This window comes from Rhodospirillales bacterium, assembly GCA_016710335.1.
In the GTDB taxonomy this organism is placed as follows: domain Bacteria; phylum Pseudomonadota; class Alphaproteobacteria; order Rhodospirillales; family Defluviicoccaceae; genus JADJXQ01.
This window is the reverse complement of record JADJXQ010000005.1, coordinates 44,954-63,750: the sequence shown is the minus strand read 5'-3', so window position 1 is coordinate 63,750 and position 18,797 is coordinate 44,954. Positions and strand designations below refer to the sequence as shown.

At 67.3% G+C, this 18,797-nt stretch carries 16 protein-coding genes; 11 read left to right on the top strand and 5 right to left on the bottom strand.

Annotated elements, in window-relative coordinates; all coding sequences use genetic code 11:
- The first annotated feature begins 93 nt into the window (after positions 1–93).
- The 3 genes from IPM60_10000 (at position 94) to IPM60_09990 (ending at position 2,240) form a co-directional block, all read left to right on the top strand.
- Positions 94–1,056 (top strand): homoserine kinase, encoded by a 963-nt coding sequence (locus IPM60_10000; protein ID MBK8908215.1) that lies wholly within the window; start codon positions 94–96, stop codon positions 1,054–1,056.
- Between the two features lie 2 nt (positions 1,057–1,058).
- Entirely contained in the window at positions 1,059–1,526 is a 468-nt protein-coding gene (rnhA, locus tag IPM60_09995; GenBank protein ID MBK8908214.1) for a ribonuclease HI, read from the top strand.
- Positions 1,527–1,787: 261 nt separating this feature from the next.
- Positions 1,788–2,240: a hemerythrin family protein gene (locus tag IPM60_09990; protein ID MBK8908213.1), complete on the top strand. Its 453-nt coding sequence runs from the start codon at positions 1,788–1,790 to the stop codon at positions 2,238–2,240.
- A 29-nt stretch (positions 2,241–2,269) separates the two neighbouring features.
- On the opposite strand, the gene IPM60_09985 is transcribed toward IPM60_09990, so the two are convergent.
- Positions 2,270–5,629: a hypothetical protein gene (locus tag IPM60_09985; GenBank protein ID MBK8908212.1), complete on the bottom strand. Its 3,360-nt coding sequence runs from the start codon at positions 5,627–5,629 to the stop codon at positions 2,270–2,272.
- Positions 5,630–5,841: 212 nt separating this feature from the next.
- Here IPM60_09985 and IPM60_09980 point away from each other — a divergent pair, with 212 nt between their 5' ends.
- From IPM60_09980 to IPM60_09970, 3 genes are all read left to right on the top strand, one after another.
- Entirely contained in the window at positions 5,842–8,793 is a 2,952-nt protein-coding gene (locus tag IPM60_09980) for a bifunctional [glutamine synthetase] adenylyltransferase/[glutamine synthetase]-adenylyl-L-tyrosine phosphorylase (protein MBK8908211.1), read from the top strand.
- A 115-nt stretch (positions 8,794–8,908) separates the two neighbouring features.
- Positions 8,909–9,355, top strand: coding sequence for a bacterioferritin (locus IPM60_09975; GenBank protein MBK8908210.1), 447 nt, complete (start codon positions 8,909–8,911; stop codon positions 9,353–9,355).
- Positions 9,356–9,470: 115 nt separating this feature from the next.
- Positions 9,471–9,998, top strand: a complete 528-nt coding sequence (locus tag IPM60_09970) for a flagellar basal body-associated FliL family protein (protein ID MBK8908209.1) — start codon at positions 9,471–9,473, stop codon at positions 9,996–9,998.
- Between the two features lie 133 nt (positions 9,999–10,131).
- Here the strand turns inward: IPM60_09970 and IPM60_09965 are convergent, their stop codons facing one another.
- On the bottom strand, positions 10,132–10,380 hold the full coding sequence (locus IPM60_09965; GenBank protein ID MBK8908208.1) for a hypothetical protein: 249 nt from the start codon (positions 10,378–10,380) through the stop codon (positions 10,132–10,134).
- A gap of 595 nt (positions 10,381–10,975) precedes the next feature.
- Here IPM60_09965 and IPM60_09960 point away from each other — a divergent pair.
- The 5 genes from IPM60_09960 (at position 10,976) to IPM60_09940 (ending at position 17,063) form a co-directional block, all read left to right on the top strand.
- Positions 10,976–12,664: a tetratricopeptide repeat protein gene (locus IPM60_09960; GenBank protein MBK8908207.1), complete on the top strand. Its 1,689-nt coding sequence runs from the start codon at positions 10,976–10,978 to the stop codon at positions 12,662–12,664.
- Between the two features lie 143 nt (positions 12,665–12,807).
- A complete protein-coding gene (locus IPM60_09955; GenBank protein MBK8908206.1) occupies positions 12,808–13,530 on the top strand; it encodes a ParA family protein in 723 nt (240 codons plus the stop codon).
- 5 nt (positions 13,531–13,535) lie between these two features.
- Positions 13,536–14,021 carry a hypothetical protein gene (locus tag IPM60_09950; GenBank protein MBK8908205.1) on the top strand — a complete coding sequence of 162 codons (486 nt, stop codon included), beginning with the start codon at positions 13,536–13,538 and terminating at the stop codon, positions 14,019–14,021.
- A 53-nt stretch (positions 14,022–14,074) separates the two neighbouring features.
- Entirely contained in the window at positions 14,075–15,925 is a 1,851-nt protein-coding gene (locus tag IPM60_09945) for a PilZ domain-containing protein (GenBank protein ID MBK8908204.1), read from the top strand.
- Positions 15,926–15,977: 52 nt separating this feature from the next.
- Positions 15,978–17,063: a sulfotransferase gene (locus IPM60_09940; GenBank protein MBK8908203.1), complete on the top strand. Its 1,086-nt coding sequence runs from the start codon at positions 15,978–15,980 to the stop codon at positions 17,061–17,063.
- On the opposite strand, the gene IPM60_09935 is transcribed toward IPM60_09940, so the two are convergent.
- The 3 genes from IPM60_09935 to IPM60_09925 all read right to left on the bottom strand — a co-directional run bounded on the left by IPM60_09935 (position 17,018) and on the right by IPM60_09925 (position 18,742).
- Entirely contained in the window at positions 17,018–18,022 is a 1,005-nt protein-coding gene (locus IPM60_09935) for an SDR family oxidoreductase (GenBank protein MBK8908202.1), read from the bottom strand. The genes IPM60_09940 and IPM60_09935 overlap by 46 nt on opposite strands.
- A gap of 66 nt (positions 18,023–18,088) precedes the next feature.
- The gene (locus IPM60_09930) at positions 18,089–18,403 is read right to left on the bottom strand and encodes a hypothetical protein (protein MBK8908201.1); all 315 of its coding nucleotides are present in this window, start codon (positions 18,401–18,403) and stop codon (positions 18,089–18,091) included.
- A gap of 15 nt (positions 18,404–18,418) precedes the next feature.
- Positions 18,419–18,742 (bottom strand): helix-turn-helix transcriptional regulator, encoded by a 324-nt coding sequence (locus IPM60_09925; protein ID MBK8908200.1) that lies wholly within the window; start codon positions 18,740–18,742, stop codon positions 18,419–18,421.
- Between the last annotated feature and the right edge of the window lie 55 nt (positions 18,743–18,797).

Sequence of the window (18,797 nt, the reverse complement as noted above, 5' to 3'; positions counted from 1 at the left end):
GGGACCCGATTGGCGGAAACAAGAACCGGACGCTTGTTCATACAGCGTCCGGAGGCGCTTTCGACGGCGGCGGGTGGTGTGCCATCATGGCGCATGGCCGTTTACACCGACGTCACCGACGAAGAGATCGCCGCGTTCGCCGCGAATTACGATCTCGGCCAGGTTCTCGCCAGCAAGGGTATTGCCGAAGGTGTCGAGAACACCAACTACCTGCTCCTCGCCGAACGCGGTCCGTTCATCCTGACGCTGTACGAGAAGCGCGTCCGTGCGGCGGATCTGCCGTTCTTCGTAGCGCTGATGGAGCACTTGGCGGCGCGGGGCGTGCCGACACCGCTGCCGGTCGCCGGGCGTGACGGGCAGGTGCTGCGCACCCTTGCCGGCCGCCCCGCGGTCCTCGTGACGTTCCTCAAGGGCTTGTGGCCGCGCCGCCCGACCGCGGCCCATTGCGGCGCCGTCGGCGAGGCCCTCGCGAGACTACATCTGGCTGCAGTCGATTTTCCGATGCGCCGGTCGAACGACTTGTCGGTCGCGGGATGGCGTCCGTTGCTCGAGACCTGCCTTGCGGCCGGCGACGCGGTCGCGACCGAGTTGGCGCGAGAGTTGGCGGATGAGCTCGATGTCCTGGAGCGGCGCTGGCCGGACGGGCTGCCGGCCGGGATCATCCATGCGGATCTGTTCCCCGACAACGTGTTCTTCGAAGGCGAGCGGCTGAGCGGGCTGATCGATTTCTATTTCGCGTGCTCCGACCTCCTCGCCTACGACTTGGCCATCTGCCTCAACGCCTGGTGCTTCGAGCCGGACTTGAGCTTCAACGTCACCAAGGCGAGGCGCCTGCTCTGGGGCTACCAGTCCTGCCGCACGCTGTCCGCCGGCGAGCTGACAGCGTTGCCGATCCTCGCAAGGGGGGCGGCGCTGCGCTTCCTGCTGACACGCCTCCACGACTGGCTGCAGACCCCCAAGGATGCCTTGGTGACACCCAAGAACCCGAGCGAATACCTCAACAAGCTGCGCTTTCATCGCCGCGTGCGCGGGCCCGACGGGTACGGACTGGACTGATCATGACCGACACCAGGGCCCATGCGGACGACGTCGACGTGGTCCAACTGTTCACCGACGGTGCCTGCCTCGGCAACCCCGGACCCGGGGGGTGGGGCGCGGTGTTACGCTGGCGCGGGGTGGAGCGCGAGCTCAGCGGCGGAGCGGCCGACACCACCAACAACCGTATGGAACTGCAGGCAGCCATCGAGGGGCTTCGGGCGTTGAAGCGTCGATCCAAAGTCCACGTCTACACCGACAGCAGGTATGTCCACGACGGCATCACCGGCTGGATTCAGCAGTGGAAGCGAAACGGGTGGAAGACGGCGGCCCGCAAGCCGGTGCGCAACGCCGACCTGTGGCAGGCGCTCGACGCGCAACTGGGCGACCACACGGTAGACTGGTTCTGGATCCGCGGCCATGCGGGTCACCCCGAGAACGAGCGCGCCGACCGCTTGGCGCGTACCGCGGCCCGCCAAACTTCTCAGTGAAGTCAGGCACCACGTTGCATGGCGTGGTGGTTGAGATGGTTCTGCAACCAGGTTCGCGAGCCTCTCTCACCTACTCCTCCATGAGTGGATCTTTTCTCTGGCAGCGCACGCAGTGCCTGTTGTACATTGCCCTCAACACATACCCCAAACGGGGTACAACAAAACACTCAGATGCAACGGTTGCCTGTGACCTGTCTTCTAACGCACGCATATTGCTGCGAAATCCCTGCGTTCGCGTCCGACGCGCGATGTCTATTGCGGGTGATTTCGCTCCTCGACGGCCTCACTGAGGAGAAGGAGGCCGCGGCCTTGATCCCGGCGACGCTGACGACCCTGTCCCGCTACGCGCGCTTCCAGTTCGAGCGCGAGGAGCGGGTCATGGTGGCGTTCGACTACTGCGGTCTCGAGGCCCATCGCGCCGAACATCGGGGCCTGCTCGCACTCCTGTCGAGGAAGCGTTCGCGCTCGCCTCGAACCTCGGCATTGGCGTATGCAAGAAAGCTGCATGACGAGTTGCTGGCGTGGTTTCGGCATCATACGTTGCTCCAGCACGTGGCGCTTTTCTCGGAGATCGATGACCTGGAGAAAGCGGAGCGCATCGCGCGACTAGGCGCAGCGGACTGCCTGATCGACCTTGCCGCGACTGCCGTCCCGCGCGCCGCATCTCCTCCCCGCAAGGTACCGGCCGAAGAACGAATTGCCGCCCATGCCTGACATCGGATGCGACTAGTGCACAGACCCGTTCAGATGGTACGGCTGGCTGGGTCAGATCGTGCGCTAGAATTGACTGGTTGCGTGCAGCGACCGTGCATCCTTTGAATGCACCGATGCACTAGCGAGTTCAGGGGCTCCCGTCTCGCCGCCGGGGTTGCGGCGGAACATCCGCTCCGCTGGGGCCATCGAGAAAGCCGAACAGCCGGCGGAGGTAGCTGGGCGCCAGCGCCGAAAGCGGATTGACCGAGACGTCGGGATCGTCGAGCGGGCCGGTCACCGTGTAGGTCGCGGCGAAGACCCCCCCGCCCTTCTCGCCGCCGGTCAGCAGATTGCCGACCAGCGGGATGCGCCCGAGCGCGGCGTTGATTGAATAGATCGGCACGACCGTACCGGTGACGTCGACCCTGTCCTGGTCGAGGTCGGATCCGCCCGTCCGCGGTGAAGCCGATCGACAACCCGGTGGCGCGCGCATCCGTCATCGTCAGCGTGCCGTCGTCCAGCGTGAACGGCACGACCAACGTTGAAAACGTCAGGCTGTCGCCGCTGAGGGCGTCGCTCAGACCGGTCAGCGCAACGCCGCTCAGAATACGAGCGATCAGCGGTGCGTCCAGGATCCGATAGTCGGAGACGCGCGCCACCCCGCTGAGCGGCCGGCTCGGCTGGTCATCGGCGAACGTGCCCGCCATCGTCAACCGTCCGCCCTCCATCCCGGAAAAGAGCCCTAGAGCAGCCAGCGCGGCGCCGGCATCGTCGGCATGAACGGCGACGGCCCGTCGTTGGGGAGCCTGGCGTTCCAGTGTCGCCGTAACGCCGGCGCCTCCATCGACCCGCCCCTGGACGCGTCCCTTGACCCATAGGTCGCCGTCGCGCTCCGCGTCCGCAATGACACTGCTGAACTGCCGGTCGGGCGCGAGCCACAAGCGGCCGAGATTGACATGAACCACCAGGTCGGGCTGTCCGGAGCCGCTGCCCGCCGCCTCGGGCAGTGGCGTCTTCGGCTCCGCCCACAATGCCGCCAGATCGAGGCTGCTGCCGCGAACGTCGATGATCATGCGGTCCCGCGGTTGCATGACGAGAGTGGCTTCGACGTCGGTTCGCCCGGTGGCGATGCGCTGAACCACCAACTGTTTCAGATGGAATCCGGGATCGAAATCGGCAGCGCCGCTGGCGTTCAGGTCGCGTCCGGTCACCTCGACGCGCGGTATCGTGACCGATTCGTCCCGCCCGATACGGCCGTCGAGGGTGATTTTGGCAGGCTCGCCGACCGCTTTCTCCCAACCCAGCATGGGTATCGCGATGCGGGCTTCGGAGAGCCCCAAATCCAGGGTGAACTCCCCCGACCGATCGTCGAACTGAACAAACGTGCCTTCGGCTGCAACGGCGCCATCCGCGATGGCAGACGGTATCACCGTCTTCTTGAACAGCGTGCTCTGCAGTCGGGACAGCGGGACCTGCGGCGCGGCGACCGCTATGCGCCGGCGGAACGGGTCTCCGGCCTGGAAGTTCTCACGCGCGTCGACGCTGCCTTCGATCCCGTTGACGCGAAGGCGCCCCTCCACGTCCATCCGCTCCTTGTCGATGCTGAGGCTCAGGCGGCCGCCGTCGATGTCGTGGTCGAGAATCGCATCCTTGAGCAAAAGATCTTCGATGTCAGCGCGAGCAGTGATCTCCACGTCGTCGAAACTCAGATCCTTGAGGAGCGGGAAACGCAGGGACAAGGTGACGGCGGTGGTCCCGCTGGCGGCACCGGGGTCGATTCCGACCTCGCTCGCATAGCCCAGCGGCTCGTGGTCAATGAGGCGCAGCACGTCTCCGAGCCCGCCGGTCATCTTGAGTTCGATGTCGGCCTTCTCCTTGTTTCCGTCCAGGTCGAAAAAGACGACCGTCCCGCCGTCGACGGCAACGCCGGCGGCCTCGCCTCCCTCGATGGCGAAACTGAAGCGGGTCATGTCGAAGCTGGCAATCGCGGCGGCATCGTGAACCGGCGGAAGCGGCGGCAGATAGTCGACGGTCACCCCGGAAATGGTCATCGATCCCGTCAATCCGGAAACCTGCGAGGCGCCGGCGCTATCTGCGCCGAGCTCTAACCTGAACTGCGCTTGTTCGGCCACACCCTCCGAGAGATGCGCCATGACCCACTTGTAAGGATTGGGCGCCACTGCGCGTGGCCAGTACGTCGACAGGTCATTCACAGGCACGTCTTCGACGGTCCCACTTATGGTTCCACTGGGACCGGGTTCGGTAAAAGACAAGTTCGCGGAAATGGTTGCCTGGGGACCGCCCAGATCGAATTCGAGCGCGCGGACGTCAAGCTGAGTGGACCAAAAGTGGTAGCCGCCGCCGAAAGCAACCGATCGCAGCGGAAGGGCATGATCGAGCGGTGCGGGCATGGCGACATGGGCTCCAGCGCCGGCGTCGACACGCAGCGTGTCGATGTCGAGGTTCCCGCTGGCGCCTTCGTAAGCGCCCGCGAGTCGCCCGCCGGCGATCGGCAGCCGCTGCGCCCAACCGCTGGCGCCGAATTCCGCCGCCAGCGGTTCCGTCAGCACGAGGAAGCCCGGGCCCACGCTCAAGTCGAACCGGATCGTCGCGATCGCTCCGCCGGCGACTATACTCAAGGATGCGGTGCCGGTCAGGGGGGCGTCGACCGCCTCCAGCGCCGCACCCCTGCGGCTGATGCCGGCGAAATCCGGAAGGCGCAGGCCCCGGAGCGCCGCGTCAATCTGCAGGTCATGGCCGGCCCGGTCGTACCGGCCCGAAACCGTCAGCATTTCGGCGCCGTCTTCGCCATTGAGCGTCAGTGCGCCTGCGGGCCCATCGTCCGTCGGCCAAATTTTGGCTTCAGGGATCGCACCGGACCACACAGCGGCGCCAGCGGCATCCTCGATTCGCAGGTCGGCGTTGGTGATCGTCAACGCTTCCACATCCGCCATGCCGCCGTCGCCGGCAGCGCCCCCCGGCGCCGACACGAGTTCGTCGATCCACTGGTCGAGGATCCGGTCGTCGCGGTGGGGCAGCCGGAGCCGTGGGTTGTTGACGGTGATCCGGCGGGGCGAGACGTCGCCGCGAACAAGGGCGCCGGCGTCCAGCACCACCGCCATCTCCGGCACCGCAGCCAGTTCGCGCCCGTCCGGAAAGGTGACCTGCGTGTCTTGCAGATCCACCCCGAGCGTGCCGCTCGCCTCGTCCCATGAGACCCGGACCTCGCCGATCTCGAAGCGGGCCGTGTCGTGGCCGGCGTTGAGAATGGTTTCCATGGCCGGCGTCAGGAACGACAGCGACACCGGGCCCTGAGACAACCGCCATGCCAGCGCGACGGCGACGATCGCCAGAGCCGCGACGGCGGCGGCGAGCAGCCGCAGGGAGACCCGGAGTGCGGGACGTATCATCAGCCTCCTCTTGGGACTCCGGCCGAGGCGACCTTGACCGCCGGTCGCCTTGAGGCGACCTTGACCGCCTTATCGCCGGGCCGCAGTGTGCATGATCGGCTCGCCACGGATATTTGCATATGAGCACACTTGCGGACATGATCCATCACGCCTTTACATCCCGAGGCGACCGCCTGCCGGCGCCGGCCCATGAGGACTGGCTGGCCGCCGGCATGGCGCGATGGCGCGATGCCGTCGCCGCGCTCGAGGATGCGGACACGCGCGGAACAGCCGAACGCCTGGCCGACGCCGAGCCAAGCCGCACCCTGTTGGCCGCTGTCTTCGGCAACAGTCCGTTCCTCACCGGCGTCATGACCAAGGAGCCGGACTTTACCGTGGCGCTGCTGCGGGACGGTCCGGAGCCGGCGCGCGCCTCCGTACTGGCGGATGTTGCCGGGGCGCGGCGCATGGCCATCGACGGCGCCGATCCGTCGCGGGCGCTGCGCATCGCCAAGCGACGGATGGCGTTGACCGCCGCCCTCGCCGACATCGCCGACGCTTGGCCGGTGGAGACGGTGACGAGCGCGCTCAGCGACCTCGCCGAAGCGGCGCTGGGTTGCGCCGCGGCATACTTGCTGGCCCAGGCCGCCGACCGCGGCGTCCTCTCGTTGCCCGATCGCGACGATCCGGAACGGGGCACCGGCCTTATCGTCATCGGCATGGGCAAGCTCGGCGCGCGCGAGCTCAACTACTCGAGCGATATCGACATCATCGTGTTCTACGACCCGGAACGAATCGACACTCCTCAGCCCGACGAGTTGCAGCACCAGTTCGTGCGCCTGACGCGCGGCCTGGTCAAGCTCATCGACCACCATACGGCGGACGGCTATGTGTTTCGCACCGACTTGCGCCTGCGGCCGGACCCCGGCTCGACCCCCATGGCAATTTCGGTGCTTGCCGCCGAAGCCTACTACGAGACGCTGGGCCAGAACTGGGAGCGCGCGGCGATGATCAAGGCGCGCCCGGTCGCCGGCGACCGGGAAGCTGGAGAGGCGCTGCTGCAGCGGCTCGTTCCGTTCGTCTGGCGCCGCAACCTGGACTTCGCCGCCATCCAGGACATCCACTCCATCAAGCGCCAGATTATCGCCCACCGTGGCGGCGGGCGCGTCGCGCTGCCGGGTCACAACATCAAGCTCGGCCGAGGCGGCATCCGCGAAATCGAGTTCTTCGCCCAGACGCAGCAGCTGATCTGGGGCGGGCGCCTGCCGGAGATGCGCGGGCGCGGCACCATCGAGGCGCTCACCGCCCTTGCCGCTGCGGGGAAGATCGCCGCCGGCACCACGGATCAGATGATCGCCGCGTACCGGTTTCTGCGTCGCCTCGAGCACCGGTTGCAGATGATCAATGACGAACAGACCCATGCCTTGCCCGTGACGCCCGAAGGCCGCGCCGCCCTTGCGGCCTTCTCGGGGTACCCGGACCGCGAGACGTTCGAGGCGGATGTGCTCCGGCAACTGCGCACCGTCGAAAGCCATTACGCCGAGTTGTTCGAGGAGGCCCCGGCCTTGTCGTTCTCTGGCGGAGGCGGTGGCAACCTGGTCTTCACCGGCGCCGACCCCGATCCGGAGACACTCTCCACCATAGAAGCGCTCGGATTCGAGAACCCACGCGGCGTGGACGCGGCGATCCGCGGCTGGCACCACGGCCGATGCCGCGCCATGCGCAGCACGCGGGCGCGGGAGCTGTTGACGGAGCTGATGCCGGTGCTCCTCAAGAGCCTCGCCGAAACCGCTAATCCCAATGCCGCGTTTCTTGCTTTCGACAAGTTCCTGAGAGCGCTACCGGCCGGCATCCAGCTTTTCTCCATGTTCCATACCCGCCCGCAACTGCTGCAACTGGTTGCGGAGTTGCTCGGCGGAGCGCCGCGGCTGGCGGAAGCCCTCGGCCGCCGGCCGTCGCTGTTGGAGGGGGTCCTGGTCCGGGACTTCTTTGCGCCGCCGCCGCCGCGCCACGAGCTGGCCGCGGATCTGGAAGCTGTGCTGGCGCGGACGAGCGGCTTGGAGGAGGCGCTTAACGAAAGCCGGCGCTGGGCCAACGATCGGCGCTTTCAGATCGGCGTCCTCAGTTTACGCGGCAACCTCGAAGCCGAGGGCACCGCGACCGCGCTTAGCGACGTGGCCGAGGTCGCGCTGCAAGGCCTTCACCCGCGGGTGCGCGCGGACTTCGCGGCGCGGCACGGGCGGTTGGCGGATTGCGGCATGGCGGTCATCGCCATGGGCAAACTTGGCGGACGCGAGATGACCGCGACGTCGGATCTTGATCTGATCTTCGTCTACGATCAACCGCCCGACGGCGCCCAGACCGACGGCGCCAGACCGCTGTCGGCCAGCCAGTACTTCGCGCGCCTGAGCCAGCGTCTGATCAATGCCATCACCGCGCCGACGGCCGAAGGGGTGCTCTACGAGGTCGACATGCGCCTGCGGCCGTCGGGCAAGGCCGGGCCGATCGCGGTCAGCTTCGAGTCTTTCCAGAGCTACCAGCGCGCCGACGCCTGGACCTGGGAGCGCATGGCGTTGACCCGCGCGCGTGTCGTGGACGGGCCGCCGGAGCTGGCTGGCAAGGTCGAGAATGTCATCCGCGACGTTCTTACCCTGCCCTGCGATCCCTGCTCTCTCGTCGTCGACGTCGCCGACATGCGGGCGCGAATGGAGGCCGAGCACCGCGCCCAGTCGATCTGGGAAGTAAAGCACGTGCGCGGCGGCCTGGTGGATATAGAATTCCTCGCCCAATACCTGCAGTTGCGCCACGCTGCGGCACACCCCGACATTCTGTCGCCGAACACGGCACAGGCCTTGCGGTCCTGCGGCAAGGCGGACGTGTTGACGAAGAGCGCGGCCGATGACCTGCTCGGCGCCCTCGCCGTATGGCAAGCAGTGCAGAACCGGATCCGGCTGAGTTGGGATGGTGCGGTCACTGCACGCGGCGCCGACGACGTGCCGCGCGCCCTCCGCCAGACCCTCGACGGCCTGCTCGGGCTCTCGTTCGACGGCCTGGTCGAGCGGATGACAACCGCCGCCGCCATGGTCCGCGAGCGCTTCGCCGAACTCATCGAGCGCCCCGCCGCCGAGATGCGCTCGCGCATGGCGCGGTCCGAACGGCCGCAGGACCTGGAAGACGCACCCTGAATGGCGTTCTCTTGGACGCTGAGGGCCGTCAAGGCGCGTTGCTTCACCTATCCGTTTCTGTTAGGCAGTCGCCCAAGCTCGCAGGGAGCCAGTTCGACACGAGTCGGGAATCACCATGGCAGAGACCAACATCGACACTACGGCGGTGATCGCCGTCCTCAATCAGGTCCTGGAGGCGGAACTCGCCGGCGTCGTGCGCTACACGCACTATTCGTTGATGGTATTCGGCTACGGCCGCATCCCGATCGTCAAGTGGCTGCGCTCGCAGGCCGAGGAATCGCTCCTGCATGCCCAGGAAGCCGGGGAACTGATCACCTTTCTCAACGGGCATCCGTCGCTCGGCATCGGCAGGTTGCTGGAAAGCGAGAAGCACGACATCGGCAACATCCTTGAGGAGTCCCTGGCACACGAACAGGAAGCGCTTGCGCTTTACAAGCAGCTTCTCACCCTGGTCGAGGGCCGCGACGTGATGCTGGAAGAATACGCCCGCCAGATGATCGCCGAGGAGACGCGCCACGCCGGCGAAGTGCAGAAGATGCTGCGTTATCCGGGAGACGCCTGACCGGTTGGGGGAAAGGTCGTGGCCATGGAGCGGGGGAAGGCCTGTGCTGTAGAGGGGCCTCTGCCGGAGAGGGGCCTAGTCACGAAGGCTTCTCCACAACGACCATCCTGAGGTAATGTCTGCCCCAATAGACGCCGATCCTGCCCCGTGGCTGGCGCATGATGCAGAGAGTGCGGCAAAGCCGGGAGCGTCGGGCGAAAGTCGGTGGCGCCGCCTTCTGGGGAGCCGGGCGCGGTCCGTCCTCATCGGTGCTGTTGTCGCCCTGGCCGGCGTCGTCGGCGGCGTTTTCTACTGGACCCATGGCGCCGACATCGCCAGCAAGGCGGTGGTTGTCGATCTCGACGTACTCGTCCTGCACCCGCTGCCCGAGATTTTAACCGATCTTTCCGATAAAGGTCGCCCTGCTTACGTAAAGCTCGCCATCCTCGTCCAGATCGCCGAGCGGCACCTGCCGGAACTGGTGGCAAACGAAGATCAGATTGTGGATGCCGTGCAGACGCGGCTCCGCCAGTACCAGCGCAGCGAGCTAATGGGGCAGGCCGGATCCGAGCGCCTGCGCGCCGACGTACTCTCAGCCGTCAATCGAGCCATCCAGCCAGCCGTCGCTAACGACGTGCTGTTCCGTGAATTGCTCGTGAATTAGCCGGGGGACGCGACGAACTCCAGTCGCGCAACAGCACTCGGGTGTCGTGCCTGCAAGACCGTGGTGTAGCCGAGGCGGGCGGTCGAGGTTGCCGACCGCCCGGAAACGGCATCCGCAGGAGGCGGTGCAGGCGCTACTTGCGGAGCGAGCGGTTGAACATGCGGTTGGACGATTCCGCTGCGGCGGCCGCGCGCTCGGCGGCCTCGGCGGCGCGCATCGACGAATCGCGGGACGCTTGGACTTCCTGTTGCATGGAGTTCACGTCCGCGCGGAGCGCGTTGACCTCGGTGCGCAACTGGTCGACATCGCTCTGCGACGCGCAGGCGGTGAGGCCGAGGGTGGAAACGGCGATGACGGACAGAACCTTCAGGCGCGATGCCATGAGTTGGTACTCCTTATGTGCCACGTGATCAGAACAAGATGGACGGAAGAGCGGGTTCCCTGAGCAGGATCGCGGCGCCGATGACCCCTCGGAGCGAAGCCCCCGTGTCGAGGGATTAGCGCAGACCGAGGACCCTAATGCCTAACCCCCCAACGCGCAAGGACCGCGTGATTGGGTGTAGTTGCGTCCCGTGAGCAGCGCCACGCGGCTGGGAGAACGGAGCAAGGCGTTGCTGAAGGCGTGACAAGCCGAGCGAGTGCTTCGCTAGCGCGGCCCCCATTTCGAGCAGAGCCAATCCCTTGCGGCCCAGGTGGACCGGTGTTGGTCCATAATGAACGACGCGCGCGGCTGCGCGGATTTCGCGACTCCGGATGCAAACTCCTGCTCTTTTCGAAAATTGTACTAAAACAAATAAAAAAACAACGCTGCAAGCGCTTAGAAATATTACATTTCTGATATGCAAGTACATGTGGTATCACCACCAATGGTGAATGGCCGGTACCCGGCTGCGGTCTCTGTCGCAGAGCCTCAGAGACATTACGGGAGCTGGTACGGACGAAACGAACACTGCGTAAGGCTGGTCGAGGATTTTGTCATGCGCTGTGACAGCATCACGGACACGACATCGCAAGGAAGCCGGGTCGGCGTCCTGGTGTCCGTACTGGCGGTCCTCGTGCTCGCCGTGCTTGCCAGCGGTTGCGCCGGAAGCCCGTTCGCTCATGCACCGACCGCCGCCGATGCGGGCGACCGCTACCAGCGGTTGATGCGCATCGCGGCGGCGGCCGAGGCGGACGGGGATCTTCTCGCCGCCGCCGACCTCTACGAACGCGCCCAAGCCACGGCGCCGAACCGCTCGGAGCCGGTAACGGCGTTGGCGGCCATAACGACAACGCTCGGCGATGCCGACGGCGCCGCCCGCCACTGGCGCACGGCGGTGGCGCTCGAGCCGGATGCGCCGGCCGCCCGCCGCGGCCTGGGCGCGGCGCTGCTGGCGCTGGGCGAACCGGCGGATGCCGCCCAACAGTTTCGTGCGGCTATCGCCGCCGATCCCGGTGACGCGTCGGCCTACAACGGCCTCGGCGTCAGCCTGGACTTGCTCGGACGCCACGAAGAGGCGCGCCACGCCTACGACGACGGGCTGGATCGGGCGCCCGGCGCCCTCGGCCTCACCAACAATCGCGCCTTGTCTCTTGCCCTCACCCGCGACTTCGACACGGCGATCGCCACGATGCGCACCATCGCCGATCGACCCGATGCAGGCCCGCGCATCCGCCAGAACCTGGCGCTGGTTTATGCCCTGGCGGGCCGCCAGAATGAAGCCGCCGCCACTGCGGCCCGCGACCTGCCGCCCCGCGAGGCGCAGGCCAACCTTGCGTTCTACCAGGCGCTGCAAGGGCTGAGCGGGCGAGGACTCGCCGCCGCTGTTTTCCACGCCAATCTTGAAGCCGCGCCCGCGTCGGCGGCGATGGACCCGCAGACCGCGGGTGCGGAGGAACTGGAAGCTTGGCCGACCGCGGATCCGGCACACGGTGCCGCCGCCGCGCCCGCGGTGATCGTGGACTGCATGGCAGCAGACCCGATCGACCCGGAGCCGCCCGTTGCCGCAGACGAGGCGCCGGCGGCCGTTGCACCAAAAGTGGTTCCGCATCGCGGGCCGGTCGCATTCGCGGAGCCATCGCGCGCAGCACGCTCGGCGGTCCGCGCCCTTCGTTTCGCATGGACGACGGCGGAGCGCGGCTTGCAGGTCGCCCCCGAGTGGTTTCCGCCTCGGCTCGACCTCCTGATGCCGATGGCAGCAGCGCCTGCCGCTGCAGACCCCGCCGCCGCCTCGGAGGCGGCCACCGCAAGCATGGAACCATTTTTGTTTCCAGACGCATGGCGGTGGCAACCGGTCTTGGTGGACGTGGTCGCACCCGCGACGGAGCCCCCTGTCGCCGCGGTCGTTGCAGAGGATTCAGCCGGCCCCGACGTTTCAGTCACGGTCCTGATCGACGCCCAGCCGACCGCCGAGCCTGTAGAGTCGCTCTGGAGCCTGGTTCAGGTAGGCCATCGATCCGACGGCGCGTCAACCGCCGCAGCCCGCGCCGGGATCGGAACCGCCCCCGCCGGCCAGGTTCCAGCTGTCCTTCCGGCGACAGCGCGGCCGCATCCGTCGATTTTCGCGGACTCCGGTTCCGGTCCGGCCGCGCCGCCCGCCGGTCCGGCTCCCCCGGCGGACGCCACTGTCGGCCTCGTCGCCGTCCGGGCGCGGGAGGGCCCGCCGTTTCTGCCGGCACAGCCATAGCGCACCGGTCGAAGACGCCGGAACGGTCTCACGTCACTCACAGCTCTGGAGTTCAAGACATGTTGCACCACAGCGAAACGCCCCGCCCCAACGTCCCGGACCCGGCCGATTACGAACCGATGACGCCGGCCAGCCAGCGCCAGATCCGGGTGCTGGTATTCACCTCCCAGAAAGGCGGCTCGGGCAAGACCACGCTCTGCGGCCACCTCGCCGTGCAGGCGGAATTGGCGGGCCAAGGGCCGGTGGCGGTGATCGACACCGACCCGCAAGGCAGCCTCGCCCAGTGGTGGAACGCCCGCGCCGCCGAGACGCCGTTGTTCCTCCGGGTTTCCGGACAGTACCTGCACGAGGACATCCGCCAGCTCGACCGCGCCGGCGTCCGCTACGTATTCATCGACACGCCGCCGACGGTGACCGAGATGATCAGCCGAATCGTCGCCTATGCGGACTTGGTGGTGGTGCCGACGCGGCCGTCGCCCCACGACCTGCGCGCCGTCGGCCCGACCCTCGACATCGTCGAGTCCCTGCGGAAGCCTCTGGTATTCGCCATCAACGCCGCCAACCGGCGCGCGCGTATCACCGGCGAGACCGCCGTCGCGCTCTCCCAGCACGGCACCGTAGCGCCCGTCACCCTCCATGACCGGGTCGACTTCGCCACCAGCATGATCCACGGCGGCACGGTCATGGAAACAGACCCGGAGAGCCGGTCCGCAGGCGAAATACGGGAGATGTGGTCATACCTGGGCTCGCGCCTGGACGAGGCCCTGCCGCGGGTGACGCGCACGTCCGGGATCTTTCATCCAGTGGCCAAGAGCCGCGGCTTCGGCCACCGCAAGCCGCAGCAGACGCCAGCGGCCGCGGAGTGACGATGATGAGCACCCACGCCCAGGCTAACGTCATGTACGCCCTCGACACCCTGTTCGCCCGCAAAGGCGAAGCCGCGCCGACCACCGCCCGCGTCCTGTTCGGCACCGCGCCCCCTGCGTCGTACGCGAAAGAGCGGTTCCAGCGCTCGAAGGACACGCCCCCCGGCCGCGAGAGCGGCGCGCTGGCGTTCCTCATCCAGCGCGCCAACAAGCCAGCGCCGCCGCCACCGCCGATGGATCTCGACTGGAGCGACACGGGACCGATGCCTGAAGACGCACCACAGCCGACGACGCCGTCGCGCGAGACGGCGCGTGTCGATGCGCCCCACGGCAAAAGCAAGCGGCACAAGATGACGGTGCGGCTCAGCGAGGTCGACTATCTGCGGTGCAGGGACCTTTCCGAGAGCCTCGGCATGACGCTGCAGAAAATCCTGGAAACAGGGATCACCGCGCACTTGGATAAGCTGTCGTCCGCCGCCGAAACGCGCTGACGGCCCTTGCCAGGCAGGGCGTAAGGCAATGTTACGTTAACGGGATTAGCAGCATGCACGTCGTTTCGTTCGTTTTCCAAGGCCGCAGCAGAGCGCGTTCCGAACTGGCGGAGCAGGTCGCTGCGGCCGCGGTGCGGGCCGGCGACACTTCCGCCTTGGTGGTTGTGGACAACGCCGCATCCCAGCCGCTCGCCGCGGCGGACACCGCGGCGGTCGACGTGGTGCACACCGTCTCGTCCGGCCTCGCGGCATCGCTCGAAGCGCTGGCGGCGGACGGCTGCGCGTGCGCCATCGTCGCCGCCCAATATGCGCATGACGACACCGGCTTTGCGGCAGTCCTGGCGTCCGCCGACGTGGTCGTCGTCTGCGTCGGGCCGCGGAAGGCGGAGCTGGATCGCCTCGACGCCGTCGTTGGCGCCGTGAAGCAGTGCCGGAAGCCATTTTTTTTCGTTGTCGACGGCGTCGGCGCCAAAGGGCCAAAGGACGCGGTGGTGTTCTACCTCGCCCAGCAAGGCACCGTGTGCCCGGTGTTCGTGCCGCAGCAGGCTGGCGCCACGGATGGTGAAGACACGATCCCGATGCTGTGGGGATACATCGCCGGACGCTTCGCCAAGCTGACCCCGGCCGCCCCTTCGTCGCCGGCCGAACCGGCGCCGGCCCAGCGGCGCGGCCATCCGCGCTGGCAGGCACGCTGGGACATCTCGGTGATGCGCGACGGCGGTGGCCGCGACAAGGAGCGCCTGGCCGGGCGCCTGGTCGACATTTCGGGAAGCGGCGCCGGCATCACCGTCGACGCCGCCCTGGGCGCGGGCGAAACCGTCTGCGTCGATATCCCGTTCGTCGGCCACTACGCGGCAACCGTGATCCACGGCGAGGCGGGCCGCTATGGCCTCCACCTCGCGCTCGACGACCATGAGCAGGCGTTCCTCGCAGCGCGCCTGGAAACCGTGATGACCAACGCCCGGCAAACGGCGGAGCCGGAGCTGGACCCGGAGCCGGAGCCGGAGCCGGAGCCGAGCATTCCAACAGCACCACCGGCGTCCCGGGCACCGAGTTCGGTCCCACAGGCAGCGGCGCGCCGGGCACGGGTAGTGGTCGTCGGCAACCTCAAGGGCGGCTCCGGCAAGTCGACAATCGCCATGCACGTCATCGTGGGACTGCTGCATGAGGGGTTATCGGTGGCGAGCGTCGATCTGGATGCCGGGCAGGCGAGCCTCAGCCGCTACATTGACAATCGCCGCGCCCACGACATGGCGCACGGTTCGCGACTCCTGATGCCGGAGTGCCACCTGGCGCCGCAGGCCGACGACGACAGCCTCGATGCCGCCCTCGACCGCCTCGCCGGGTTCGTCGACGTGATCGTCATCGACACCCCCGGCCGCGCCTCTCCGCTCACCACGCGCGCTCTCGCCCTCGCCGACGTGCTGATCACGCCCATCAACGACAGCTTCCTCGACCTCGACGTGCTGGCCGAGATCGATCCCCGCACCCTGACGTTCATCGACCACGCCCGCTTCGGCGAAACCGTCGCCCGCACGCGCGGCAAAAGACGCGCTGCCGGGGACGCGGGGTTCGACTGGCTGGTCATGCGCAACCGCCTTACCAATCTCGACGCCCGTAACAAACGGGACATGGCCGATACCCTCGCCCATCTCGCCACCGCGCTCGACTTCCGCATCGCCCCGGGCTTGAGCGAACGGGTGATCTATCGCGAACTGTTCCTCCTCGGCCTGACCCTGCTCGACCTCCGCGACCAGGACAGCGGCATCGCCTTGACCTTGTCCCACGTCGCGGCCCGTCAGGAGCTTCGGGCCCTGATGTCGTCGATCGTGTCGGCGCCGGCGATGACCCGCGCGGAATGCGCGGACGATGCCGATCGGTTGACAATTTCCGCCTGCGCATAGATTGTCTGCCCGGCGCGCCAATGCGCGCACTTGGCGGGGCGAAAGACGAACAGTGGAGCTTGAGGATCTCGGCCTCGACGGCCTGCGCCAGGACACGCTCGAGCACCTCGTCTATATGGTCGGCCCGACCCGAAGCGGCACGAGCATCATCAATAACGCCATTGGCCTGCACCCCCGCCACCTTGTCGCAGCACCGGTCAGCTATTTCATGGACCGGGTGTGGTCCTACGCGACGCGGGATGACGCGCAGACGCTCCGCCGACGCTTCGAGGGGCTACCCGGCTACACCGCCGACGCCGCTCTCGACCGCGAGCAGCGCGACCGCCTGAACCGCTACATGGCGGAATGCTTCGCCCGCCCCGATCTGAAGCGCCTGTTTCAACTACTGCCGCTGCGGGCGCTCGCCGCCGGCGGCTGCGGCAAGGTACCAGAACAGGTCCGCTGCTGGCAGACCAAATCAGGGAACTGGCGCGGCCTGGAGAAGCTGCGCCGCGCCTTTCCCCACGCCCGTTTCGTGTTCCTGGTGCGCGATCCCCGCGGCTCGATCCTGTCCGGTGCCCGCCATGCATCCAAGCGGGCGCCGGAAGGCGACGGCCACAGCCTGTTGACGGCGGAGATCATCGACTTCGCCCTCTACTGGCGGACCACCGTGGCCGTCGGCCTGCGCTTCGCCCGCCGCCATCCGGACATCTCCATGATCGTCCGCTTCGAGGATTTTCTCGTCGATCCGGTCACCACCCTCAACAGGGTTTTCGCCTGGACGGTCGGTGAGCCCATGGCGCCGGCAGCGCTGGAAGCGGCGCTGGCGGGTCTCGGCGGCGGCGCCTCCAACACCCCCGGCGAATCCTACACGGGCATCAGCACTGCCCCGCTCCATCGCTGGCGCCGCGACCTGACCCCCGAACAGGTGGCGCTGATCTCCGCTCTCACATGGCGCACCGCCCGCACCGCCGGTTACGATCTCGAGCAGCCGACGACAGGACCACGCACGGTCCACATGATCCGCGCCATGCCGACGGTCCGCCGCAAACTCCGCGCCCTGGCGAAGATGCTGCTGATCTCCGCCATGGACCGCACCACGATCCGCCGGGCTCAGGCCGGAACTTCACTGGGCGAGTCGAGCAGGTCGGCGAAGTAGGCGATGGTCTTGACGAGGCCGTCGGCAAGCGGCACCCGAGGCTCCCAGCCGAGGGCCGATCCGGCAAGCGAGATGTCCGGCTTCCGCTGCCTGGGATCGTCGGCCGGCAGCGGCTCGTGCACGATCATCGAGCGGGAGCCGGTCAGCGCGATGATCTGCTCGGCCAACTCTCGGATGGTGAATTCCGCCGGGTTTCCCAGGTTGACCGGGCCGGTCATGTCGTCCGCGCTCGCCATCAGCCGCGCGAAGCCGTCGATCAGGTCGTCTACATAGCAGAACGCGCGGGTCTGGCTGCCGTCGCCATAAATCGTGATCGGCCAGTCACGTAGCGCCTGGACGATGAAGTTGGAGACGACGCGGCCGTCGTTCGGGTGCATGCGCGGCCCGTAAGTATTGAAGATGCGGGCTACCTTGATCGGCAGCCGGTGCTGTCGGTAATAGTCGAAGAACAGGGTCTCGGCGCAGCGCTTGCCCTCGTCGTAGCAGGAGCGCAACCCGATCGGGTTGACGTGCCCCCAGTAGCTCTCGGTCTGCGGATGCACCTCGGGATCGCCATAGATCTCGCTGGTCGAGGCTTGCAGGATGCGGCAGCGGAGCCGCTTGGCAAGGCCCAGCATGTTGATGGCGCCGTGCACCGACGTCTTGGTCGTCTGCACCGGATCGTGCTGGTAGTGGATCGGCGACGCCGGGCAGGCGAGGTTGTAGATCTCGTCTACCTCCACATAGAGCGCAAACGTCACGTCGTGCCGCTTCAACTCGAACTGGGGATGGCCGACCAGATGCCGGATGTTGCGTTTGGAGCCGGTGAAGAAATTGTCGACGCACAACACGTCGTGCCCTTCGGCGATCAGCCGGTCGCACAGGTGCGAGCCGAGGAACCCGGCGCCGCCGGTAATCAGAACGGTCTTCGGCGTCACCTGGGACGGAAGCTCCGTCGGTGTCGCAGCCTTGTAATGCATGGCGGGGTCCCCTCGCGCGCCGCAGTCGTGCTCAACCTACCAAAGTCGCCGCGCCGGTTGAAAGCATCATGTCGGCGCAGCAAGGCCGAACACTCGCAGCCCTCCGGCCACCGCGATCAGCGCGAAGCCGAGCGCCAGCAACGCCGCACCGCCGAACGTGCACCACTGATGGACGCGGAAGCCGCCGAGGACGCTGTCGAGGATCAGCCATTTCAACTCGCGGAGGTCGGGCTCGCTCGCGCCGGGCACCCTCCTGATCTGCGTAAGCAGGTCCCACAGGTCCTTGTTCTTCAGGTCCCGCCACGCCGGGATAGCGAGAACGATCGATCCGGCCACGCCCAGCAAGCCGCCGAGCACCTCCATCCCGCCGAGCCAGTCCATCGCGGCGGCGTGGATTCAACGTTGCCGCCGAGCCAGCCTGGGTCGCTCTTCCGGAGCCTCGGCGGCTGCGGCGGCGGGAACAAACGCGATGCGCAAGCCGAGGGCACGCGCCAGATCCCGCAGCGTCCGGTACGTGGGGCCGTCCTTGCCCTCACCCCGCTCGACCGCGCTGAGGGCCGGCTGGCTCAAACCCGCAGCCTCCGCCAAGCGCTTTTGCGGCATGTTGGCGGCAAGCCGGACGGCGCGGACGAGTTCGCCCGCCTCCACCGCCGCACTCGACATCGGCGCCAGGGCGGCAAGTTCCGGGTCATTCGCTTCCAGCGAGCTGATCAGGTCCATGAGGCTCGCTCCATGGGGCGTCGCCGTCTCGCCCTCGGAACCCGTCATTGCCGGC